Source organism: Kibdelosporangium persicum (genome assembly GCF_013280595.1).
GTDB lineage: Bacteria > Actinomycetota > Actinomycetes > Mycobacteriales > Pseudonocardiaceae > Kibdelosporangium > Kibdelosporangium persicum.
This window is the reverse complement of the sequence record NZ_JAAATY010000013.1, coordinates 38,895-55,560: the sequence shown is the minus strand read 5'-3', so window position 1 is coordinate 55,560 and position 16,666 is coordinate 38,895. Positions and strand designations below refer to the sequence as shown.

The 16,666-nt window shown below is 69.4% G+C and carries 15 protein-coding genes and 1 riboswitch; of the genes, 8 read left to right on the top strand and 7 right to left on the bottom strand.

Going from position 1 to position 16,666, the window contains the following annotated elements:
• Positions 1–68 precede the first annotated feature (68 nt).
• Entirely contained in the window at positions 69–590 is a 522-nt protein-coding gene (locus GC106_RS23115; RefSeq protein ID WP_173134376.1) for a DUF6069 family protein, read from the top strand.
• Here GC106_RS23115 and GC106_RS23110 read toward each other — a convergent pair.
• Positions 578–1,063 (bottom strand): MSMEG_6728 family protein, encoded by a 486-nt coding sequence (locus tag GC106_RS23110; RefSeq protein WP_173134374.1) that lies wholly within the window; start codon positions 1,061–1,063, stop codon positions 578–580. The two genes, GC106_RS23115 and GC106_RS23110, sit on opposite strands and share 13 nt — an antisense overlap.
• Before the next feature lie 61 nt (positions 1,064–1,124).
• On the opposite strand from GC106_RS23110, the gene GC106_RS23105 reads away from it, so the two are divergent.
• On the top strand, positions 1,125–2,888 hold the full coding sequence (locus tag GC106_RS23105) for a serine/threonine-protein kinase (RefSeq protein ID WP_173134371.1): 1,764 nt from the start codon (positions 1,125–1,127) through the stop codon (positions 2,886–2,888).
• A gap of 4 nt (positions 2,889–2,892) precedes the next feature.
• On the opposite strand, the gene GC106_RS23100 is transcribed toward GC106_RS23105, so the two are convergent.
• Positions 2,893–4,086 (bottom strand): agmatinase family protein, encoded by a 1,194-nt coding sequence (locus GC106_RS23100; protein ID WP_312872796.1) that lies wholly within the window; start codon positions 4,084–4,086, stop codon positions 2,893–2,895.
• A gap of 52 nt (positions 4,087–4,138) precedes the next feature.
• Positions 4,139–4,241, bottom strand: a riboswitch (guanidine-I (ykkC/yxkD leader).
• Positions 4,242–4,448: 207 nt separating this feature from the next.
• On the opposite strand from GC106_RS23100, the gene GC106_RS23095 reads away from it, so the two are divergent.
• The 3 genes from GC106_RS23095 (at position 4,449) to GC106_RS23085 (ending at position 8,445) form a co-directional block, all read left to right on the top strand.
• Entirely contained in the window at positions 4,449–6,743 is a 2,295-nt protein-coding gene (locus GC106_RS23095; protein ID WP_173134368.1) for an Orn/Lys/Arg family decarboxylase, read from the top strand.
• A 170-nt stretch (positions 6,744–6,913) separates the two neighbouring features.
• Positions 6,914–7,774 (top strand): hypothetical protein, encoded by an 861-nt coding sequence (locus GC106_RS23090; protein ID WP_173134366.1) that lies wholly within the window; start codon positions 6,914–6,916, stop codon positions 7,772–7,774.
• A gap of 11 nt (positions 7,775–7,785) precedes the next feature.
• Positions 7,786–8,445, top strand: coding sequence for an extensin family protein (locus GC106_RS23085; protein ID WP_173134363.1), 660 nt, complete (start codon positions 7,786–7,788; stop codon positions 8,443–8,445).
• 57 nt (positions 8,446–8,502) lie between these two features.
• Here the strand turns inward: GC106_RS23085 and GC106_RS23080 are convergent, their stop codons facing one another.
• Entirely contained in the window at positions 8,503–9,705 is a 1,203-nt protein-coding gene (locus GC106_RS23080; protein WP_173134360.1) for an MFS transporter, read from the bottom strand.
• A 4-nt stretch (positions 9,706–9,709) separates the two neighbouring features.
• Positions 9,710–11,284: a benzoylformate decarboxylase gene (gene mdlC / locus GC106_RS23075; RefSeq protein WP_173134357.1), complete on the bottom strand. Its 1,575-nt coding sequence runs from the start codon at positions 11,282–11,284 to the stop codon at positions 9,710–9,712.
• A 74-nt stretch (positions 11,285–11,358) separates the two neighbouring features.
• On the opposite strand from mdlC, the gene GC106_RS23070 reads away from it, so the two are divergent.
• Positions 11,359–12,258: a LysR family transcriptional regulator gene (locus tag GC106_RS23070; protein WP_173134355.1), complete on the top strand. Its 900-nt coding sequence runs from the start codon at positions 11,359–11,361 to the stop codon at positions 12,256–12,258.
• Positions 12,259–12,309: 51 nt separating this feature from the next.
• Here the strand turns inward: GC106_RS23070 and GC106_RS23065 are convergent, their stop codons facing one another.
• Positions 12,310–12,492 (bottom strand): antitoxin, encoded by a 183-nt coding sequence (locus tag GC106_RS23065; protein WP_173134352.1) that lies wholly within the window; start codon positions 12,490–12,492, stop codon positions 12,310–12,312.
• A gap of 100 nt (positions 12,493–12,592) precedes the next feature.
• Positions 12,593–14,452: a heavy metal translocating P-type ATPase gene (locus GC106_RS23060; RefSeq protein WP_173134349.1), complete on the bottom strand. Its 1,860-nt coding sequence runs from the start codon at positions 14,450–14,452 to the stop codon at positions 12,593–12,595.
• 66 nt (positions 14,453–14,518) lie between these two features.
• On the opposite strand from GC106_RS23060, the gene GC106_RS23055 reads away from it, so the two are divergent.
• Both GC106_RS23055 and GC106_RS23050 read left to right on the top strand, forming a co-directional pair.
• Positions 14,519–14,839, top strand: a complete 321-nt coding sequence (locus tag GC106_RS23055) for an ArsR/SmtB family transcription factor (RefSeq protein ID WP_173134346.1) — start codon at positions 14,519–14,521, stop codon at positions 14,837–14,839.
• Positions 14,840–14,925: 86 nt separating this feature from the next.
• Positions 14,926–15,558, top strand: a complete 633-nt coding sequence (locus GC106_RS23050; RefSeq protein WP_173134343.1) for a hypothetical protein — start codon at positions 14,926–14,928, stop codon at positions 15,556–15,558.
• Here the strand turns inward: GC106_RS23050 and GC106_RS23045 are convergent.
• Positions 15,555–16,550 (bottom strand): cation diffusion facilitator family transporter, encoded by a 996-nt coding sequence (locus GC106_RS23045; RefSeq protein WP_173134340.1) that lies wholly within the window; start codon positions 16,548–16,550, stop codon positions 15,555–15,557. The genes GC106_RS23050 and GC106_RS23045 overlap by 4 nt on opposite strands.
• Positions 16,551–16,666: the final 116 nt, after the last annotated feature.

Below are 16,666 nucleotides of genomic sequence, written 5' to 3'. Positions count from 1 at the left end.
GGCCGGACGGGTGACAATCGGCTTGTCCGGTCGTCATCCCGGCTCGTCACCACGGAGGGATTCGCCTGATGTCCGACTACGGCGGGAATGCCCGGTTCGACCGTCCCGGTGTCGACGCCGGGAGGCTGTGGGCGAGCGGCCTGGCCGCCGCCGTGGTCGCGGCGTTGCTGGCCGTGGCCGGCATCCTGATCGCCAGGGGCATTTTCGAAGTGCCCGTGCTGGCACCGAAGGGCGAGGGCATCTGGGGCAACGCGAACACGTTCACCTACGCCCTGCTGTCCGGCCTGGCGGCGCTGCTGGCCACGGGCCTGATGCACCTGCTCATGCTGGCGGTGGCCGCGCCCCGCCAGTTCTTCACGTGGATCATGGTGCTCGCGACCCTGATCGCCGTGGTGCTGCCGCTCACCCTGACCGTCGAGCCCGGCGCCAAGGTCGCGACCGCCGTGGTCAACCTGGCGATCGGGCTCGCCATCACGGCGACCCTGAACAGCGTCGCCGCCGCGTCCCAGACCGTCCGGCGGGAGCGGACAGCGGACAACGCGCCCACCCAGCAGTGGGACCAGCCGCCGCCGAACTACTACGACCGCTGAGCCGCCCGCCGCGGCCGGTCCGACGAGGGCCACACGTACGGCAGGTCGTCGGGCACGGCGGGAAAGTGCGGGCGGTAGAACGCGGGGTCCTTGCGGACCAGCGCGGACTGGTGGCTGTCGTGGAACAGAGGGTCGCCAAGCCACGGCGGCAACTCCTCGGCCTCGGCCAGTTCCGCCTGGTCACGCACCTGTTCCAGCCCAGTCGCGGCGTACAGGTCCGTACGGAGGGTCGCCTGGCAGGTGTCCTGGCGTCCCGTCTCGCACCAGACTTCGCAGATGTCGATACCGTATCGGGTCAGGGCCTCCTCGTAGCCCGCCCACATGGCTGCCGCGGGGTGGTGGCGCCACCCGTAGCCCGGGATCGTCAGCGCTCTGAGCACCTGGATCGTCTCGACGCGCTGCTTGCCGAGCCGTCGTGGATCCAGCACGGCCGCGGTGGCGCGGAAGCCCGGATACGGGAGAAACGTCTGCATTCAGGTGGTGGTACCCGCCGAACGGTCCCGTCATGCCGGTGCGATGGCTAGACTACGCAGAGTGCGCACCGGGGATGTGGTTGACGGGCGGTACCGCCTGGAAGACGCCCGTGGCTCAGGGGGCGGCGGCGTGGTCTGGACTGCCTTCGACAAGAAGCTGAAACGAATCGTCGCGCTCAAACGGCCGCACGTGGTGGCCAGTCAGGCCGATCGGCTCCGGTTCCGCCGCGAGGCCGAGACCGCCGCCCAGGTCCATCACCCGAACGCCGTCTCGGTGTTCGACACCGTGGACGGCGACGAGTGCTGGCTCGTGATGGAGTACTCGCCCGCCGAGAGCCTCGACCAGGTGCTGGTCACGGGTGGCCCGATGCCGCCGGAACGGGTCGCGCGGATCGGGATGCAGGTCGCGGCGGCGCTGGCCGCGGTGCACGCCCGCGGCATCGTGCACCGGGACGTCAAACCCGGCAACATCCTCCTCGACGCGAACGACTTCGCGAAGCTCACCGACTTCGGCATCTCCATCTGGCGTGCGGAGACCCTCACCGACGCCGGGACGATCAGCGGAACGCCCGCGTACGCCGCGCCCGAAGTGGCCGACGGCAGACCGGCGACCGAGGCGTCCGACGTGTTTTCCCTGGGTGCCACGCTTTTCGCGGCGGTGGAGGGTGTGCCGCCGTTCGGCCACGGTCAGCCCGAGGAGATGCTGGACCGGGCGCGCCGCGGTGAGATGCTCCCGATGCGGCTGGCGGGCCCGCTCGCTCCGCTGCTGTCGCAGATCCTCCAGGCGCGGCCGGCGAAACGGCCCACCGCGAGCCAGGTTCACCAGCGGCTCAAGCAGTTCGTCGGTGACTGGGAAACGCCCAACCCGGCGATCGCGGCCGCCCGGACGCCGCTCTGGCGCCGTCCGGCCTACCAGGCGCTCGCGGCGTTGGCGGTGGCCGGCGCGGCCGGCGCGGTGATCTTCGTCCCGGCGGACTCCGTGCCCAGACCGAGCACCATATCCATGTCCAGCACCGATCTCATCGGTGACGAGCGGACAGCGAATCCGTGCGCGCTGATCGACCGGACGGCGCTGGCGCAGTTCGGCCCGGTGGAACTGCACACGACCTACGGCAACTTCAACCGCTGCGACCTGCTGGTCAACGTGGGCGCCCGGGAGACCGTCGACGTCGAGGTGCAACTGATCACCCGCAAGTCACGGCCGGTGCGCGGGGAACCGTTCGAAGTCGTCGAGGAACCGTCCAGCGCCGAGGAATGCGACCGGTCGATCCCGGTCGACGACAAGTACAGCATCCGGGTGACGGCGAAGGTCCCCGATCCGCCGATGAACCTGTGCGACATCGCCGAGGTGGCCACGAACGCCGTGATGGACACGCTGCGCCAGGGGCCGATTCCCCGGCGCGGCACGCCTTTCCCGGAAGGCTCACTGGCCTATGTGGACGCTTGTCCGCTGGTGGACGGAACCGCGTTGGCCGTGCTGCCCGGGGTGGACCCCCGGTCCGCGGTCGACGGGTTCGGCAAGTGGGCGTGCAAGTGGTACCACCACGCGACCCGGACCGAGATCAACCTGCGCTACGACCAGCACGCCGCGCTGGAGCCGATCACCGGCCAGCCGACCTGGCTCGCCGGCCACGACGCCTTCGTCAAGCTGGACACGGATTCGGGCACCAGCTGCACGGTGAGCGTGCTGCACGTGCCGGCCGACCGGCCCCGGCGGGCAACCGTCGACGTGATGGTGCTGACAGTCAGCGGCGAGCGGCGAGGCGACGAGTACTGCGCCCCGGCGACGAGCTTGGCGGCGGCCGCCGCCAAGCTGCCGCGCTGACACGTCAGGACTTGCGCTTCGGGAGGTGCCCCGACCGCACGAGGCACCCGAGCGTGTCGCAGATGACCCGGGTGGCCATCAGTGCCGTGATCTCGGCGTTGTCGTACGGCGGGGCGCACTCGACGACCTCGATCCCGGCGAGCGGACGGGCGTCGGCGATGATCTGGATGAACTTCAGCACCTCACGGGGCAGGAACCCGCCCGGCTCCGGCCAGCCGGTGCCCGGCACGAACGCCGCGTCGAGACAGTCGACGTCGAAGCTGAGCCACACGGCGTCGGCGCCGTCCCACGCGACGTCCAACGCCTTCTGCGCGGCGGCTTCGATGCCCATCTCCACGCAGTCGGTCACCGTCATGATCGTCGTGCCGCGCTCCCGGCCGACCTTCACGCCCGGCCGCGGCGCCTGCCAGCCACCGATGCCGATCTGCACCAGGTTCTTCGGCGGCACGTTCGGGATGTCCGTGGCGTGGAACCACGGAGTGGTGTGCATCCGCTCGTCGAGGTCCGTCTCCTGGGTGTCGACGTGCCGGTCGAAGTGGATGATCCCCAGGTTCCCGCCGTTCAGGTGCGGCGCGACCCCGCGGGTCGTCGGGTAGCCGATCGAGTGGTCCCCGCCGAGGACCACCGGGAACGCGCCGGACTCGTAGACGTGCGAGACCGCCTTGGTGATCTGGTCGAAGCACTTCTCGATGTTGCCGGGGATGGTGAAGACGTCGCCGAGGTCGGCGATGGTGATGGACTCCCGCAGGTCGACGCCCAGCTCGAAGGAGTACGGCCCGTACAGCGCGGAGATCTTGCGGATGCCCTGCGGACCGAACCGGGTGCCGGACCGGTAGGTCGTGCCGCCGTCGAACGGGACGCCGAGCACCGCGACGTCGTACTCGCCGCAGCGCCGGACGTCCTCCACGTAGGGTGCCTTGAGGAACGTGTTGATGCCCGCGAAGTGCGGCAACTCGCCGCGGGAGAACGTCGGGATGGTGCGGTCCACGATCGAGTCCGCGCCCGGCAGGCCCAGCTCGAGGCCGCGGGCGATCTCTTCCTCGTACTTCGTGGTGGGCAGCTTGGCCTCGGCGTCGACGGCGTAGGCGGCCTCGGGCCCGTAGTTGCCGTGCAACTGCTTGGCGTCCTGTTCGGCCTGGACCGGGTCGATCGGCTCGCCGTCCGGGGTATGGCCGGGGCGGTTGGGGTTGTAGTGCACGTCCGTTCCTCCACAGTCGGGCACCGGCGGGAAACAGCCGACACCACCAGCTGTCTCCCGGGCTTTTGTCCCGCCGTGGGACGGCATCCGCACTGCCGCCTGCGTCCCTCGGACCAGACTCCCGCGTGCGGAACGGAACCCTAGACGCGCCTCACCCTCGGTGAGTCGGTCACAAGTCTATTTCACCTGGCCACGCTTCGTGAGCGTTTATCGGTGTTCTAACCCTGATAAACACTCACGAGAGGAGGGTGGGTCACCTGAACGGGGGGTGGGGTCACTCAGCCATTCGGGCTCTCGCGTTTACCCCCGAACGGCCTATATACCTGTCCGGTACACGGCTACCGCGGACGGGGGATTGACCCATGCCCGGCTCGACGATCCTCTTGGCACTCAACGACATCACCAATCGAACCGTGATGGCGGACCAGCTGGAGCGGATCTGCAGACACCTGACCGAGGACGGCCACGACGTCGTACGGGCGGGCACCGACGACGACGCGCTGGCGCTTGTGCAAAGCCGCGCGGACCTGACCGCCGCGCTGGTGAGCTGGGACCTGCACGACGACGAAGGCGTCGTGCAGCGACCGGCCGAGGCGGTCCTGAAGGCGTTGCTGGGCCGGTTCACGCGGCTTCCGGTGTTCCTGGTGACCACCGCGACGGCCGTCGACGACCTGCCGCTGTGGGTGTCCCAAGTGGTGTGCGGGTACGTGTGGCTGCTGGAGGACACCCCCGACTTCATCGCCGGCCGGATCGGCGTGGCCGCGCGACGCTACCAGGACGAGCTGCTGCCGCCCTTCTTCCGCGAACTGCGCCGCTTCGACGACACGCACGAGTACTCCTGGCACACTCCGGCACACGCGGGCGGGGTGGCGTTCCTGAAGTCACCCGTCGGACGGGCGTTGTTCGACTACTACGGCGAACGGCTGTTCCGCACCGACCTGTCGATCTCGGTGGCGGAACTGGGGTCGCTGTTCGAGCACACCGGACCGATCGGCGACGCGGAAAGCAACGCGGCCCGGATCTTCGGCGCGGACCTGACGTACTTCGTGCTGCACGGCGACTCCACAGCCGACCGGCTCGCCCTGCACGCCAGCATCGCCACCGACGAACTGGTGCTGGTCGACCGCAACTGCCACAAGGCGATCTACCACGGCCTGACCCTGACCGGCGGCCGCCCGGTCTACCTTGTGCCGACCCGCAACGGTTACGGGCTCATGGGGCCCATCCCGCCGGCCGCGATGGCCGGCGAGGCCGTCGACGACGAGCTGCGGCGAAGCCCGCTCGGCACCGGCTCGTCCCCTGTGTACGCGGTGATCACCAACTCCACGTACGACGGCCTCTGTTACGACGCCGTACGTCTGGCCGAGCTGTTGGGACCGAACGTGCCGCGGATGCACCTGGACGAGGCGTGGTTCGCCTACGCCCGGTTCCACCCGCTCTACGCACGCCGGTACGGCATGTCCGTGGACGCGGACGCGGTGCCTGATGACATCCGGCCCACGGTCCTGACGACGCAGTCGACGCACAAGTTGCTCGCCGCGATCTCCCAGAGCGCCATGCTGCACGTGAAGAACTCGCCGCGGTCGCCAGTGGACCACCACCAGTTCAACGAGACGTTCATGATGCACGCCACCACGTCGCCGATGTACCCGATGATCGCCGGGCTCGACGTGGCGGCGGGCATGATGGACGGCGCGGGCGGTGAGTGGCTCACCGACGAGGCGATCACCGAGGCGATCCGCTTCCGCCAGTCCCTGGCTCGCATCGGCAGGCGGATCGCCGCCGCCGGAGACCGTCCACCGTGGTTCTTCGGCACGTGGCAACCCGACTCGGTCACCGACCCGCGCGACGGCGAGCGCTACTGTTTCGCGGACGCCCCACTGGACCTGCTGCGGACCGAGCCGTCCTGCTGGACGCTGGAGCCCGGCGCGGACTGGCACGGCTTCCCGGGCATGGAGTCCGGCTACTGCATGCTGGACCCGATCAAGGTCAGCGTCACGTGCCCGGGCACCGACGCGCAGGGCACGCGGGCCGAGATGGGCATCCCGGCCAGGATTCTCACGGCCTACCTGGAGACCAGGCGGATCGTCGTGGAGAAGACCGACGCCTACACCTGCCTGATCCTGTTCTCGATGGGCATCACGAAGGGCAAGTGGGGCACCCTGATCGACGCGCTGCTCGACTTCAAGGCCCTCTACGACGCGGCCACTCCGCTCGTCGCGGTCCTCCCCGACCTGGTGAAACAGCATCCCGACCGGTACCGCGGTCTCACGTTGCGCGATCTGTGCGACCAGATGCACGCCCACCTGTGTGCCAGCAACCTGATCCCGTTGCTGGACGACGCGTTCACGCATCCACCTCGCCCTGAACTGACGCCCGCACAGACCTACCAACGGCTCCTGCGAGGCGGGACCGAGCCCGTCCGTCTCGGCGAACTCGCCGGCCGCACAGTGGCCACCCAGGTCGTCACCACGCCACCCGGCATCCCAGTGCTCATGCCCGGCGAGAACGCCGGGAAACACGACGAGCCGACGTTGCGGTACCTGCGAGCTCTCGAGGACTTCGACCGGCACTTCCCCGGCTTCCCGAGCGAGACCCACGGAGTCACCAGGGACACCAACGGCGACTACTGGATCACCTGCCTGCGCACGAGCTGACAGGACCCGGACGAGCCCGGGCGGGATGCAGGTTCCTGAAGGGACGTTCGCCGCACATTGCGCAGAACGGCCGTATCCCGGATGACCAAGCCGCTCATACACTCGCATCCGTTTCGGTAAAGGAAAAACCAACCACCCCTGCTAGGTTGTCACTACCGAACGGAGACGCGATGGATCGCGCCCTGGGCAGACGGACCTTCGTACTGGGCATAGTCGCCGCGGCGTCCGCCGCCGGGACCACGGCCACCGCCCGACCACTGTTCACCCGGGCCGCCGGCGTCGCGGTGCTCGGTCAGTCGGCCAAGGCGTTATGCCTGCTCGGCACCAGCTGGGTCCTGGTCGACGAGGACGGCACGACGTATCCGACGACCGGACTGGAAGGTGCCGACGTCATCGACGTGGCCGCTGACGACCGCGGCGTCCTGGCGGTCGGGTCGCGTCCCGCGCCGCCGTTCACCGAGGCCACGATCTGGCAGTCCGCGGATGGCGTGACCTGGACCGAGGTGATGCGGCTGGCCGGCACGAACACCGAGTTCACCGGGGTCGGCTTCGGTCCGGGCACGGCGATGGCGTTGGGTTCCGCGCTGACCGAGGAACGTGCCCCGGCGAGGACGGTCGCCGCCCGGCGGTGGCAACGGACGTGGTCGCAGATCCCGGTCACCGGACTGGAACAGACCGCCGAACACGCCATCACCACGTTGTCGGGCAACCGTTCCGGCTGGGTCGCCGCCGCGATCACCCAGGAGGCCACGACGCTGTACCACTCCCCCGACGGTTCGGCGTGGGCCGCGGTCGCCGCAGGCCGGCTGGAGGACGCCGCGGTGCAGGGCATTCTGCTGGACGGCAACGGCGCGGTTCGCTGGGTGGCCAACGCGATCGGCGGGTCCGCGGCGATCACCGGCACGGTCGGCGGAGGCCGCGGGCCCGTGGCTGTCCGGGAGGACGCGCATGCCGTCGGCGCGGTGTGGACCAGGCGCGGTCCGTTGTCCTACTGGCTCGTCGATGGCCGCCTCGTCACGGCTGGGATCTGAGGAGGCCCGCGATGATCACGTTCAGCAAGATCGACGGCACGCCGGTCTACTACTGGCGCTCGAACCGGCCGAACACCACGGCCCGCAACTGGCAGTGCACCCAGGAGTTCTACGACCGCCTCGTGCTCTGGATCCGGGATCTGCGGTCACTTTCCACCGCCTACGGCAGCGTCTCCTACATCGTGTCGGCCGGGTTCTACGTGAACAAGCCCGGTGAGCACGGCGCGGGCACGGCCGTGGACATCGACCACATCCAGTGGAGCAGCGGAACCGTCTGCACGCCGCTGGATCGGCATCACGCGTCCAGCAATGCCGCGCTGCGCAGGCGTTATCTCGCGCTCGAGGCGGTCACCCGGCGCAGGTTCCGGTACGTCCTGGACGGCTGGTACAACGCCGACCACGCGGACCACATCCACGCCGACTTCGGTGGTCTGCCGATCCGGCTGGGCACCGGTTCGGCGAGCGACACCAAGTTCATCCAGGCCATGTGCAACAACTTCCGCGACACCGGGCTCACGGTCGACGGCGACTGGGGCCCGCTGACCCAGTCCGCGTACAACTCCGCGAAGTCCGCCCTGGGCATCACGGGCGATCCCACCAGCGGCGCCACGCCCTACCAGCAGATGTTGTCCGCGATCGCCCGGCACGGATTCGCCAACACGACGTTCTGACAGCGCACTGATCCGGGCACTGATCCCGATCGTCGGTGCCTTCGGGGCGGCTTGCGGCTATCCGACCGGCCGCAAGCCGTCCTTTCCCAGCAGCAGCACAGCGAGCAACGCGAACGCCGCCACTGCCGCGAAGACCCAGAAACCCCAAGGGTAGGCGACACCCGCCGTCACCAGCGCGCCGGTGATGAAGGGGCCGACGATCGACCCGAGCCTGCCGACGGCCGACGTCATGCCCAAGGCCGTTCCCCTTGCCTGCGCCGGGAATGCTTGCGCGACATACCCGTAGATCAGCACCTGGGCGGAGAACACGAACACACCGGTCAGCAGGACCATCACGTTGAGCAGGAAACTGTTGTCGATCCGCAGGCTGAGCGCGGCGAGCAGCACGGCACTGGCACCGAACCAGATCCGGGCGATACGGCGGATGCCCAGGCGGTCGGCGACAGTGCCTGCCACGAGCAACCCGATGATCGCGCCGACGTTGAGCACGAGCAGCAAGGTGACCGAAGTAGACAGTGGATACCCGGCAGTGCGCATCAGTTGCGGCAGCCAGGTGTTCAGGCCGTAGACCAGCAGCAGTCCCATGAACGAGCCGGTCCACACCGCGACGCTGATCCGCCGGAACCGCGGCCCGACCAGTTCCCGCAGCGCGAACCGTTCGGTGTCGCCGCGCTGTCTGGCTTCGAGGAACGCCGACGACTCCGGCAGTTTCCACCACATGACCGGCAGCACGACGAGTCCGGCGATGCCGCCGCCGTAGAACAGCAGCTCCCAGTTCTCCTTGGCCACCAACGCAAGCAGCGAGGTGAGGACCGCGCCGACGTGGTAACCGGTCATGGTGTACGTGCTCGCACTGGCTCCGCGCCCCGCGGGGAGGTTCTCCGTCATCACGGTCAGCGCGACCGGCATGCAGGCACCGAGTCCCAGTCCGGCCAGGAACCGGAAAAACCCGAACACCGCGACGTTCGGCGCCAGCGGGATCACCAGGGTGAACACCGAGAACACCAGGACCGAGCCGATCAGCATCCAGCGGCGGCCGAACCGGTCGGTGAGCGGCCCGAGCCCGGCCGCGCCGACCGCGACACCGACCAGGGAGACCGTGGCCACCAGGGTGGCCCCGGCCGGAGTGAAGCCGACGTCCCCGCTCTTCAGCAGGGTCGGGATGGCGGCGCCGAGGGCGACGAGGTCGTACCCCTCGATCAGGACGGTCAGCCAGCAGAGCACGGCCGTCCATACTGGACGCTTCACGGCGGTCGTCATGTGATCACTCCGGTGTGGTCAGCTGGGTGTCGACCTGGATCAGGCGCGGGCCGTCAGTGGTGGTCTTCAACACCGAACGCAGCTCGTCGAGTTCGGTGACGGCGGTCGCCGGAACGCCGTAGCCCTCGGCGATCCGGGTGAAGTCCAGGCCCGGGATGTCGGTGCCCGGCACGTCCGGCGTGCCGAGCAGACCGGCGAACCAGCGCAGGGCGCCGTAGGTTCCGTTGCGCAGAATGACAAAAGTGACCGGTACGGCGTAGTTCGCCGCTGTCCACAAAGCAGTGATGCCGTAGTTCGCGGAGCCGTCGCCGATCACGCCGGCCACCGGCCGGTCAGGCCGGCCCATGGCCACTCCGACCGCGGCGGGCAGGCCGAATCCGAGCCCGCCGGACGCGGGGAAGAAGTAGGAACTGTCGTGCCGCAGGTCCATCTGCCGCCACCACGCGGAATTCGTCGACGTCGACTCCACGACGTAGCTGGTGTCCGCGGGCTGCGTGTCGCGGAGCGCGGCGAACACCTGTTCCGGGTGCAAGGCCGCCTCGGCGGTCTCGGCCGGTGGGTTCGGCACGAAGTCACGTGCCTGGCGGCGCGAGGGAAGCCGGGCCAGGAGTGCTTCGATCACCGCGCCGGGATCGGCCACCAGCGCCTCCCCCATCGGGGCGCGCGCCGCCGCGCCGGGATCGTCGGTGACCTGGACCAGCCTGCTGCCCTCGGGCAGGTAGGGGCCGGGAACGTGTTGGTGGTAACGGAAAACCGGCGCGCCGAGCACCAGGATCAGGTCGTGCCCGGCGAGCCGGCCGGAGACCGGCGCGATCCCGGCGGGCAGCACGCCACGAAACAGTCCGTGCCGGTTCGGGAACGGCAGCCGGTGCGGCGACGGCGCCACCCACACCGGCAGGTCGAGGTGTTCCGCCAACGCCACGGCACGGTCGAACAATCCCGTGGCGTCGATGTCGCCGCCGAGCACCAGCACGGGATTCCGCGCCGTTCCGACCTGCTCGGCGAGTTCACGAAGGTGGGCTTCGTCCGGCGAGAGCCCGCGCCGGACAGTGCGGGCGAGCGTGACAGCCGCGTTCGTGTCGAGTTCCACGGCCCAGTCGTCGTAAGGCACCGAAAGGTAGGTCGGCCGACGCTGCAACTCCGCTTCGAACACGGCCTGCGCGAGCGACCGTGGCACGTCAGCGGCACAGCTCGGTTCGCCGGACCAGCCGGCCAGCGGCCGCATCAACTGCGTGGCCTCGACGTTGGCGAGCATCGCCTCAAGCCCGATGGCCGGCCGAACCTGCTGGCCCGCGGTGATCACCAACGGGGAACGGGAGTAGACCGCGTTGGTCAGCGCGCCCATGGCGTTGCCCGAGCCGGCGGCGGCGTGCAGGTTCACGAGCACCGGCCGGCCGGTGGCCTGCGCGTAACCGTCGGCCATCCCGACCACGACGCCTTCGTGCAGGCCGAGCACGTAGCGGAACGAATCGGGCAGATCGGCCAGGAACGGCAGTTCGTTCGACCCCGGGTTGCCGAAGATGGTGGTCAGGCCGCGGCGTTCCAGGAATTCATGGGCGAGCTGGCGGACGGTCGGCATGGCTGGACCATAGGCGGACCGCTCGGGCATGTTCCAATAGATGTCGCCGACGACCGATATCGACGGGATCGATGATGCCGGACTTCGACCTGAACCTGGTGCGCACGTTCGTCCTGCTGTACGAGACCCGAAGTGTCACGGCCACGGCCGAGTCGCTGCACGTCACGCAGCCGACGATCAGCTACAGCCTGCAGAAGCTGCGCCGCCGGTTCGGTGACGAACTGTTCCGCCGTGCCAAGGGCGGCCTCGTGCCCACGACGACGGCCCGCGAGCTCTACGAACCGCTGCACGGCGCGCTGGCGGACATCGAGGCGGCGGTCAGCGGCACGCTTTCGTTCGACCCGGCGTCCGCCCGCGCCTCGTTCACGCTCTGCTTGTCCGATCTGGGCGAGGTGTCGTTGCTGCCGCGGTTGCTGGCAGCCCTGCCCAGCCACGCACCGCACGTCACGTTGACCGTCCGGCCGTTGGACGTGGACAACGCCGCCGACCAGGTCGGCCGGGGCGACATCGACGCGTTCGTCGCGTCACCGCTGATCAGATCCCAGCGGGTGGCCAGAATCCCCTTGTTCTCCGAGGGGTACGTCGGCATGGTCGCCGAGAGCCACCCGCGGCTACGCGGCGACCGGGTCGGTCTGCGGGCACTGGCCGCCGAACGGCACATCACGGTGTTCGGCCCGGCCGGGCACGACGGGCCACGCAAAGCTCTGGCGGCACACGGTCTGCTCGACCGGGTCGTGCTGGAGGTGACCAGGTTCGCGGCGCTGCCATACCTGGTTCAGCAAGGCGAGTTGTTCGCGATGGTTCCCCGCGATGTCGCCGAGGTCTTCGCCGGCACACACCGGGTCCGGCTGCTGGAACTGCCGCTGGAGATGGACCCCGTCCAGGTGTCGGTCTACGCCAGGCACGCCCATGCCCGCAGCCCGGCCCAGCACTGGCTGGTCGGTTTCATGCGGGAGATCCTCGCCCCGGCATGAAGGGTGTCCAGGCAGGCCACCCTCGGCCTGCCTGGACGCGTTCCGGGCATGTCATTCCGGGCGCTGCTGTTGCATGTGGTCCTTGAGCTTGTCGGCACCTTGCTGGATCTTGTCGCCGTGCTTGCCGCCGGTCTTCTCGTCGGCGAGCTCCGCGGCCTTGTCGATGCCCTGGTCGGTCTTCTCCGGATTGTCCTCGGTGAACTTCTGCAGCTTTTCCTTGGCCTTCTCGAACACTGGTTCCTCCCGGTGTCGTTGTCTGGCGCATGTGGACTACCCGGCCAAGACACCGTTATGCGACTTAGCCCCTACGGGTGATATGCCGCTGGAGCGGTGGTCAGGCCCGCCAGGCCGACCGGCGGAGCAGGCGAAGGCCGTTGAGGCCCACGATGACCGTGGAGCCTTCGTGGCCGGCGACCCCGAGCGGCAGCGGCAGCGTTCCGAAGAGGTCCCACGCCGCCAGGACCACGATGAACGTCCCGGCGATGACCAGGTTCGCGATCACGACTCGACGCGCCCGGCGGGCCAGCGCCACCACGGCGGGGACGGTGGTGAGGTCGTCTCGGGTGATCACGATGTCGGCGGTGTCCAGCGCCAGGTCGGACCCGCTGCGGCCCATGGCGATGCCGACGTGCGCCGCCGCCAGGGCGGGTGCGTCGTTCACGCCGTCGCCCACCACGATCGCCTTGGGCAGTTCCCGCACGGCGGCCACTTTGTCCTGGGGCAGCAGGCTCGCGCGGACGTCCGTGATCCCGACGTCCGCGGCGATCTTGGCGGCCGCGCGCGGATTGTCCCCGGTGAGCAGAACGGGGTTCATCTCGGCCAGATCGGACACAGCGCCGGCCGCGCCCGCGCGGAGCCGATCCGTCACGCCGATGACTCCGGCGAGGGCACCGTCGACGCACACCACGATCGCGGTGTGCCCGGCGGCCTCCACCTCGTCCACCACAGGGCCCGTGGGCAGGTGGGCCGGGCTGCCCACTTCGACCAGACGCCCGTCGACCCGGCCGGAGACTCCCTTGCCGGGCAGGGAAACGAACTCGGTGACCGGGCGAACGGACGGGCACGCGGCGGCAATCGCGCGGGCCACCGGGTGCTCGGACCGGCTTTCCACGGCTGCCGCGAGACTCAGCACGTCGACGTCCATGATCCGGTGCACCACGGCGACCTCAGGCGTGCCTGACGTCAGTGTGCCGGTCTTGTCGAAGGCCACGCGCTTGGCCGTGCCGAGGCGCTCCAGCACGGTCGCGGATTTCACCAGGACACCGTGCTTGCCCGCGTTGGCGATGGCCGACAGCAGCGGCGGCATCGTCGCCAACACCAAGGCACATGGCGACGCGACGATCATGAACGTCATGGCACGCAACAGTGTCGGTTCGAACGCCGCGCCGAACAGCAACGGCACGACCAAAAGGGCGAGCGTCACGGCGACCATGCCGACCGAATAGCGTTGCTCGACCTTCTCGATGAACAGCTGGGTGCGGGCCTTGGTCGCGCTCGCCTGCTCGACCATCGCGACGATCCTGGCGATCACCGTGTCCTCGGCGGGCCTGGTGATGCGCACGTGCAGCGCGCCGGTGCCGTTCAGCGTCCCGGCGAAGACCTCGTCGCCCACGTGTTTCGCGGCCGGCAGCGGTTCGCCGGTGATCGTGGCCTGGTCGACCTCACTCGCGCCGTCGATGACCTCGCCGTCACCGCCGATCCGCTCACCGGGACGGACCAGGATCACGTCCCCGGCCCGCAGCTCCGCCGCGTCGACTTGCTGCGCGCCGTCGGCGGTCAGCCGGGTCGCCGTCTGGGGCGTGAGGTCCAGCAGGCCGCGGACCGAATCCTCGGTGCGCTTGGTCGCGATGGCCTCGAGCGCGCCGGACGTCGCGAAGATCACGATGAGCAGCCCGCCGTCGAAGACCTGCCCGATCGCCGCGGCGCCCGCCGCCGCCACGACCATCAGCAGGTCGACGTCCAGCGTCCGGTCACGCAACGCCTTCAGCCCGTCCAGCGCCGGTTGCCAGCCACCGGTGACGTAGCAGGCCAGGTATAGACCCCACCACGACCACGCGGGCGCGCCCGAGACCTGGGCGAGCAGGCCGAGGCCGAACAGCGCGGTCGCGACGGTCGCCCACCGCACTTCAGGCAGCGTCCACGCGCTCACTCGGCGGGCGGACCGAGCGGCTGGGCGTTCCACGTCAACAAGCACATTGACATCCTATCTGCGCAGTCATGCAGATACGCAACCAGTTGACTATGCGGGCTATGCTGAGGTATGCACTCGTCACTGCCGGACTTCGACATGCCCTCCGACGAGCAGGTCCACCTCGCCGCCGAAACCTTCCGGCTGCTGGCCGATCCGACCCGGATCCGGGTGCTGTGGGCGCTGTTGCAGGGCGAGTCCTCGGTCGCGTGCCTCGCCGAACTGGCCGGCGCCGCGCCCACCGCGGTCAGTCAGCACCTGGCCAAACTCCGGCTCGCGGGTCTTGTCAAGGGCCGCAGGGAGGGCACGTTCGTGTACTACTCGGCCGCCAACGAGCACGTCCGGAGCTTGCTCGACCAAGCGCTGTTCCACGCGGGAAAGATCGACGTTTGAGTCTTTCGCCGGATAGGTCCGACCAATAACATGACGGGCCGGGTCGGCTACCACTGGAGGCGGTTGTGCGCTCGCGTCCTCGTCCTGTGCGCAGTGAACGCTGGGGCGGCGAATCCTCGGACCAATCCGGCCGGGCGAAGCTGTGGTGGTCGGTCCCGATCATCGTGGTCGCGTTCGTCGCCGGGCTGTTCCTCGGGCGCCCGGCCGCCGAGATCACGGCCGAGTCCGATCCGGTCGCGGAGATGAAGAAACAGGACGCGCAACGCGATCACGCCCAGATCGGCACGCTCACCGACCAGGCCAGGCGCATCCACGACGGCCTGCTGCCCGTGCTGGAGGGCCTGAACACCACCACGGCCACGAAGGAACAGGTCAGCGGCTGGAAGCAGATCACGAAGGGTTACGTGGCCGAGTTCGCGGAGCGGCCGTCAGCCGGGACCGCCGTGAACATCGCCCGTTCCGGCCTCGCCTCCAGCGTGCAGCAGCTCGACCTGGCCGTCGACACGTACGCCCAAGCCCTGGACGCCCCCGGCAAGGAGACCTGGCTGCAGACCGCAGGACGGCAGCGTGACGCGGCGATCGTCACCTGGTCGATCGCGGCCACCCAGCTCGACGTGCTCAACATCGACTCCGGCCGCGGGCACGCCCACATCTTCCTGCCGTCCAAGCCGGGGCAAGGGGCGCTCACGTCGGACGGAGCGCCCGAGGGACCGCGTTAGTGGTGATGCGCCACCAGCTCGTGCGCGGCGTCGCAGTGCGGTGCGGCGGGATGGGCGTGCAGCACCGCCCGTGACACCCGGGGCAACGCGTGCATGAGCCTGTGTTCGGCGTCGTGCGCGATGCGGTGTGCGGCTGTCAACGTCAGCCCAGGGTCGACGGACAACTCCGCTTCCGCGTGCAGGGCGTGGCCCACCCAGCGCAGCCGGAGTTGGTGCACGGCAAGCACTTCCGGCGACGCGGCGAGCGCGTGCTCGGCCTGGTCGACCAGAGTCGGGTCGACGCCGTCGAGCAGGCGGCCGAAGACCTGCTTGGCCGCGCCCCACAACACCGACAGGATGGCCGCGGTGATCAGCAGGCCGACCACCGGATCGGCCCACTGCCAGCCCACCGCCGCACCACCGGCCGAGAGCAGGACGGCGAGGCTGGTGAATCCGTCGGTCCGGGCGTGCAGCCCGTCGGCGACCAGCGCGGCCGATCCGATCTGCCTGCCGACCGTGATCCGGTAACGGGCGACGAGTTCGTTGCCCAGGAAACCGATCAGCCCGGCGGCGGCCACCCAGCCGACGTTGCGCATGTCGCGCGGCTCGACCAGGCGCTGGACCGCCTCCCAGCCCGCCAGTCCGGCGGACGTGCCGATCACCGCGAGGATCACCAGCCCGGCCAGGTCCTCCGCGCGGCCGAGTCCGTACGTGAACCGCCGGGTCGCCGCCCGCCTGCCCAGCAGGAACGCGATTCCCAACGGCACAGCGGTCAACGCGTCGGCGAAGTTGTGCAGCGTGTCGCCAAGCAGTGCGACGGATCCGGTGAAGGCCACCAGGACGGCCTGCGCGACGGCCGTGATCATCAAGGCGGCGAAGGAGATCCACAACGCCCGCATGCCCCGGCGACTGGCTTCGAGCGTACTGTCCACAATGTCCCCGGCGGCATGGCTGTGCGGCCTCAGCGCCGCCAGAAGACCTTTCCGGTGCCCGTGTCCATGCCCGTGACCCATGTCCCACAAGATAGGACCGAGAATCCGAAGCGACAACGCCGCAACAGCCACCCACCGGCAACAACAATCCCCTGGCCCCACCCCGTGTCCACCATTCCGGCACCCCGAAATCCCCG

Excerpts from the sequence above, each read along its gene's own strand:
- GC106_RS23090 (WP_173134366.1), top strand. The coding sequence starts at position 6,914 with ATGGATCGCGCCCTGGGCAGACGGACCTTCGTACTGGGCATAGTCGCC.
- GC106_RS23085 (WP_173134363.1), top strand. The coding sequence starts at position 7,786 with ATGATCACGTTCAGCAAGATCGACGGCACGCCGGTCTACTACTGGCGC.
- GC106_RS23115 (WP_173134376.1), top strand. The coding sequence starts at position 69 with ATGTCCGACTACGGCGGGAATGCCCGGTTCGACCGTCCCGGTGTCGAC.
- GC106_RS23055 (WP_173134346.1), top strand. The coding sequence starts at position 14,519 with ATGCACTCGTCACTGCCGGACTTCGACATGCCCTCCGACGAGCAGGTC.
- GC106_RS23045 (WP_173134340.1), bottom strand. The coding sequence starts at position 16,550 with ATGGGTCACGGGCATGGACACGGGCACCGGAAAGGTCTTCTGGCGGCG.
- GC106_RS23110 (WP_173134374.1), bottom strand. The coding sequence starts at position 1,063 with ATGCAGACGTTTCTCCCGTATCCGGGCTTCCGCGCCACCGCGGCCGTG.
- GC106_RS23070 (WP_173134355.1), top strand. The coding sequence starts at position 11,359 with ATGCCGGACTTCGACCTGAACCTGGTGCGCACGTTCGTCCTGCTGTAC.
- GC106_RS23095 (WP_173134368.1), top strand. The coding sequence starts at position 4,449 with ATGCCCGGCTCGACGATCCTCTTGGCACTCAACGACATCACCAATCGA.
- mdlC (WP_173134357.1), bottom strand. The coding sequence starts at position 11,284 with ATGCCGACCGTCCGCCAGCTCGCCCATGAATTCCTGGAACGCCGCGGC.
- GC106_RS23080 (WP_173134360.1), bottom strand. The coding sequence starts at position 9,705 with ATGACGACCGCCGTGAAGCGTCCAGTATGGACGGCCGTGCTCTGCTGG.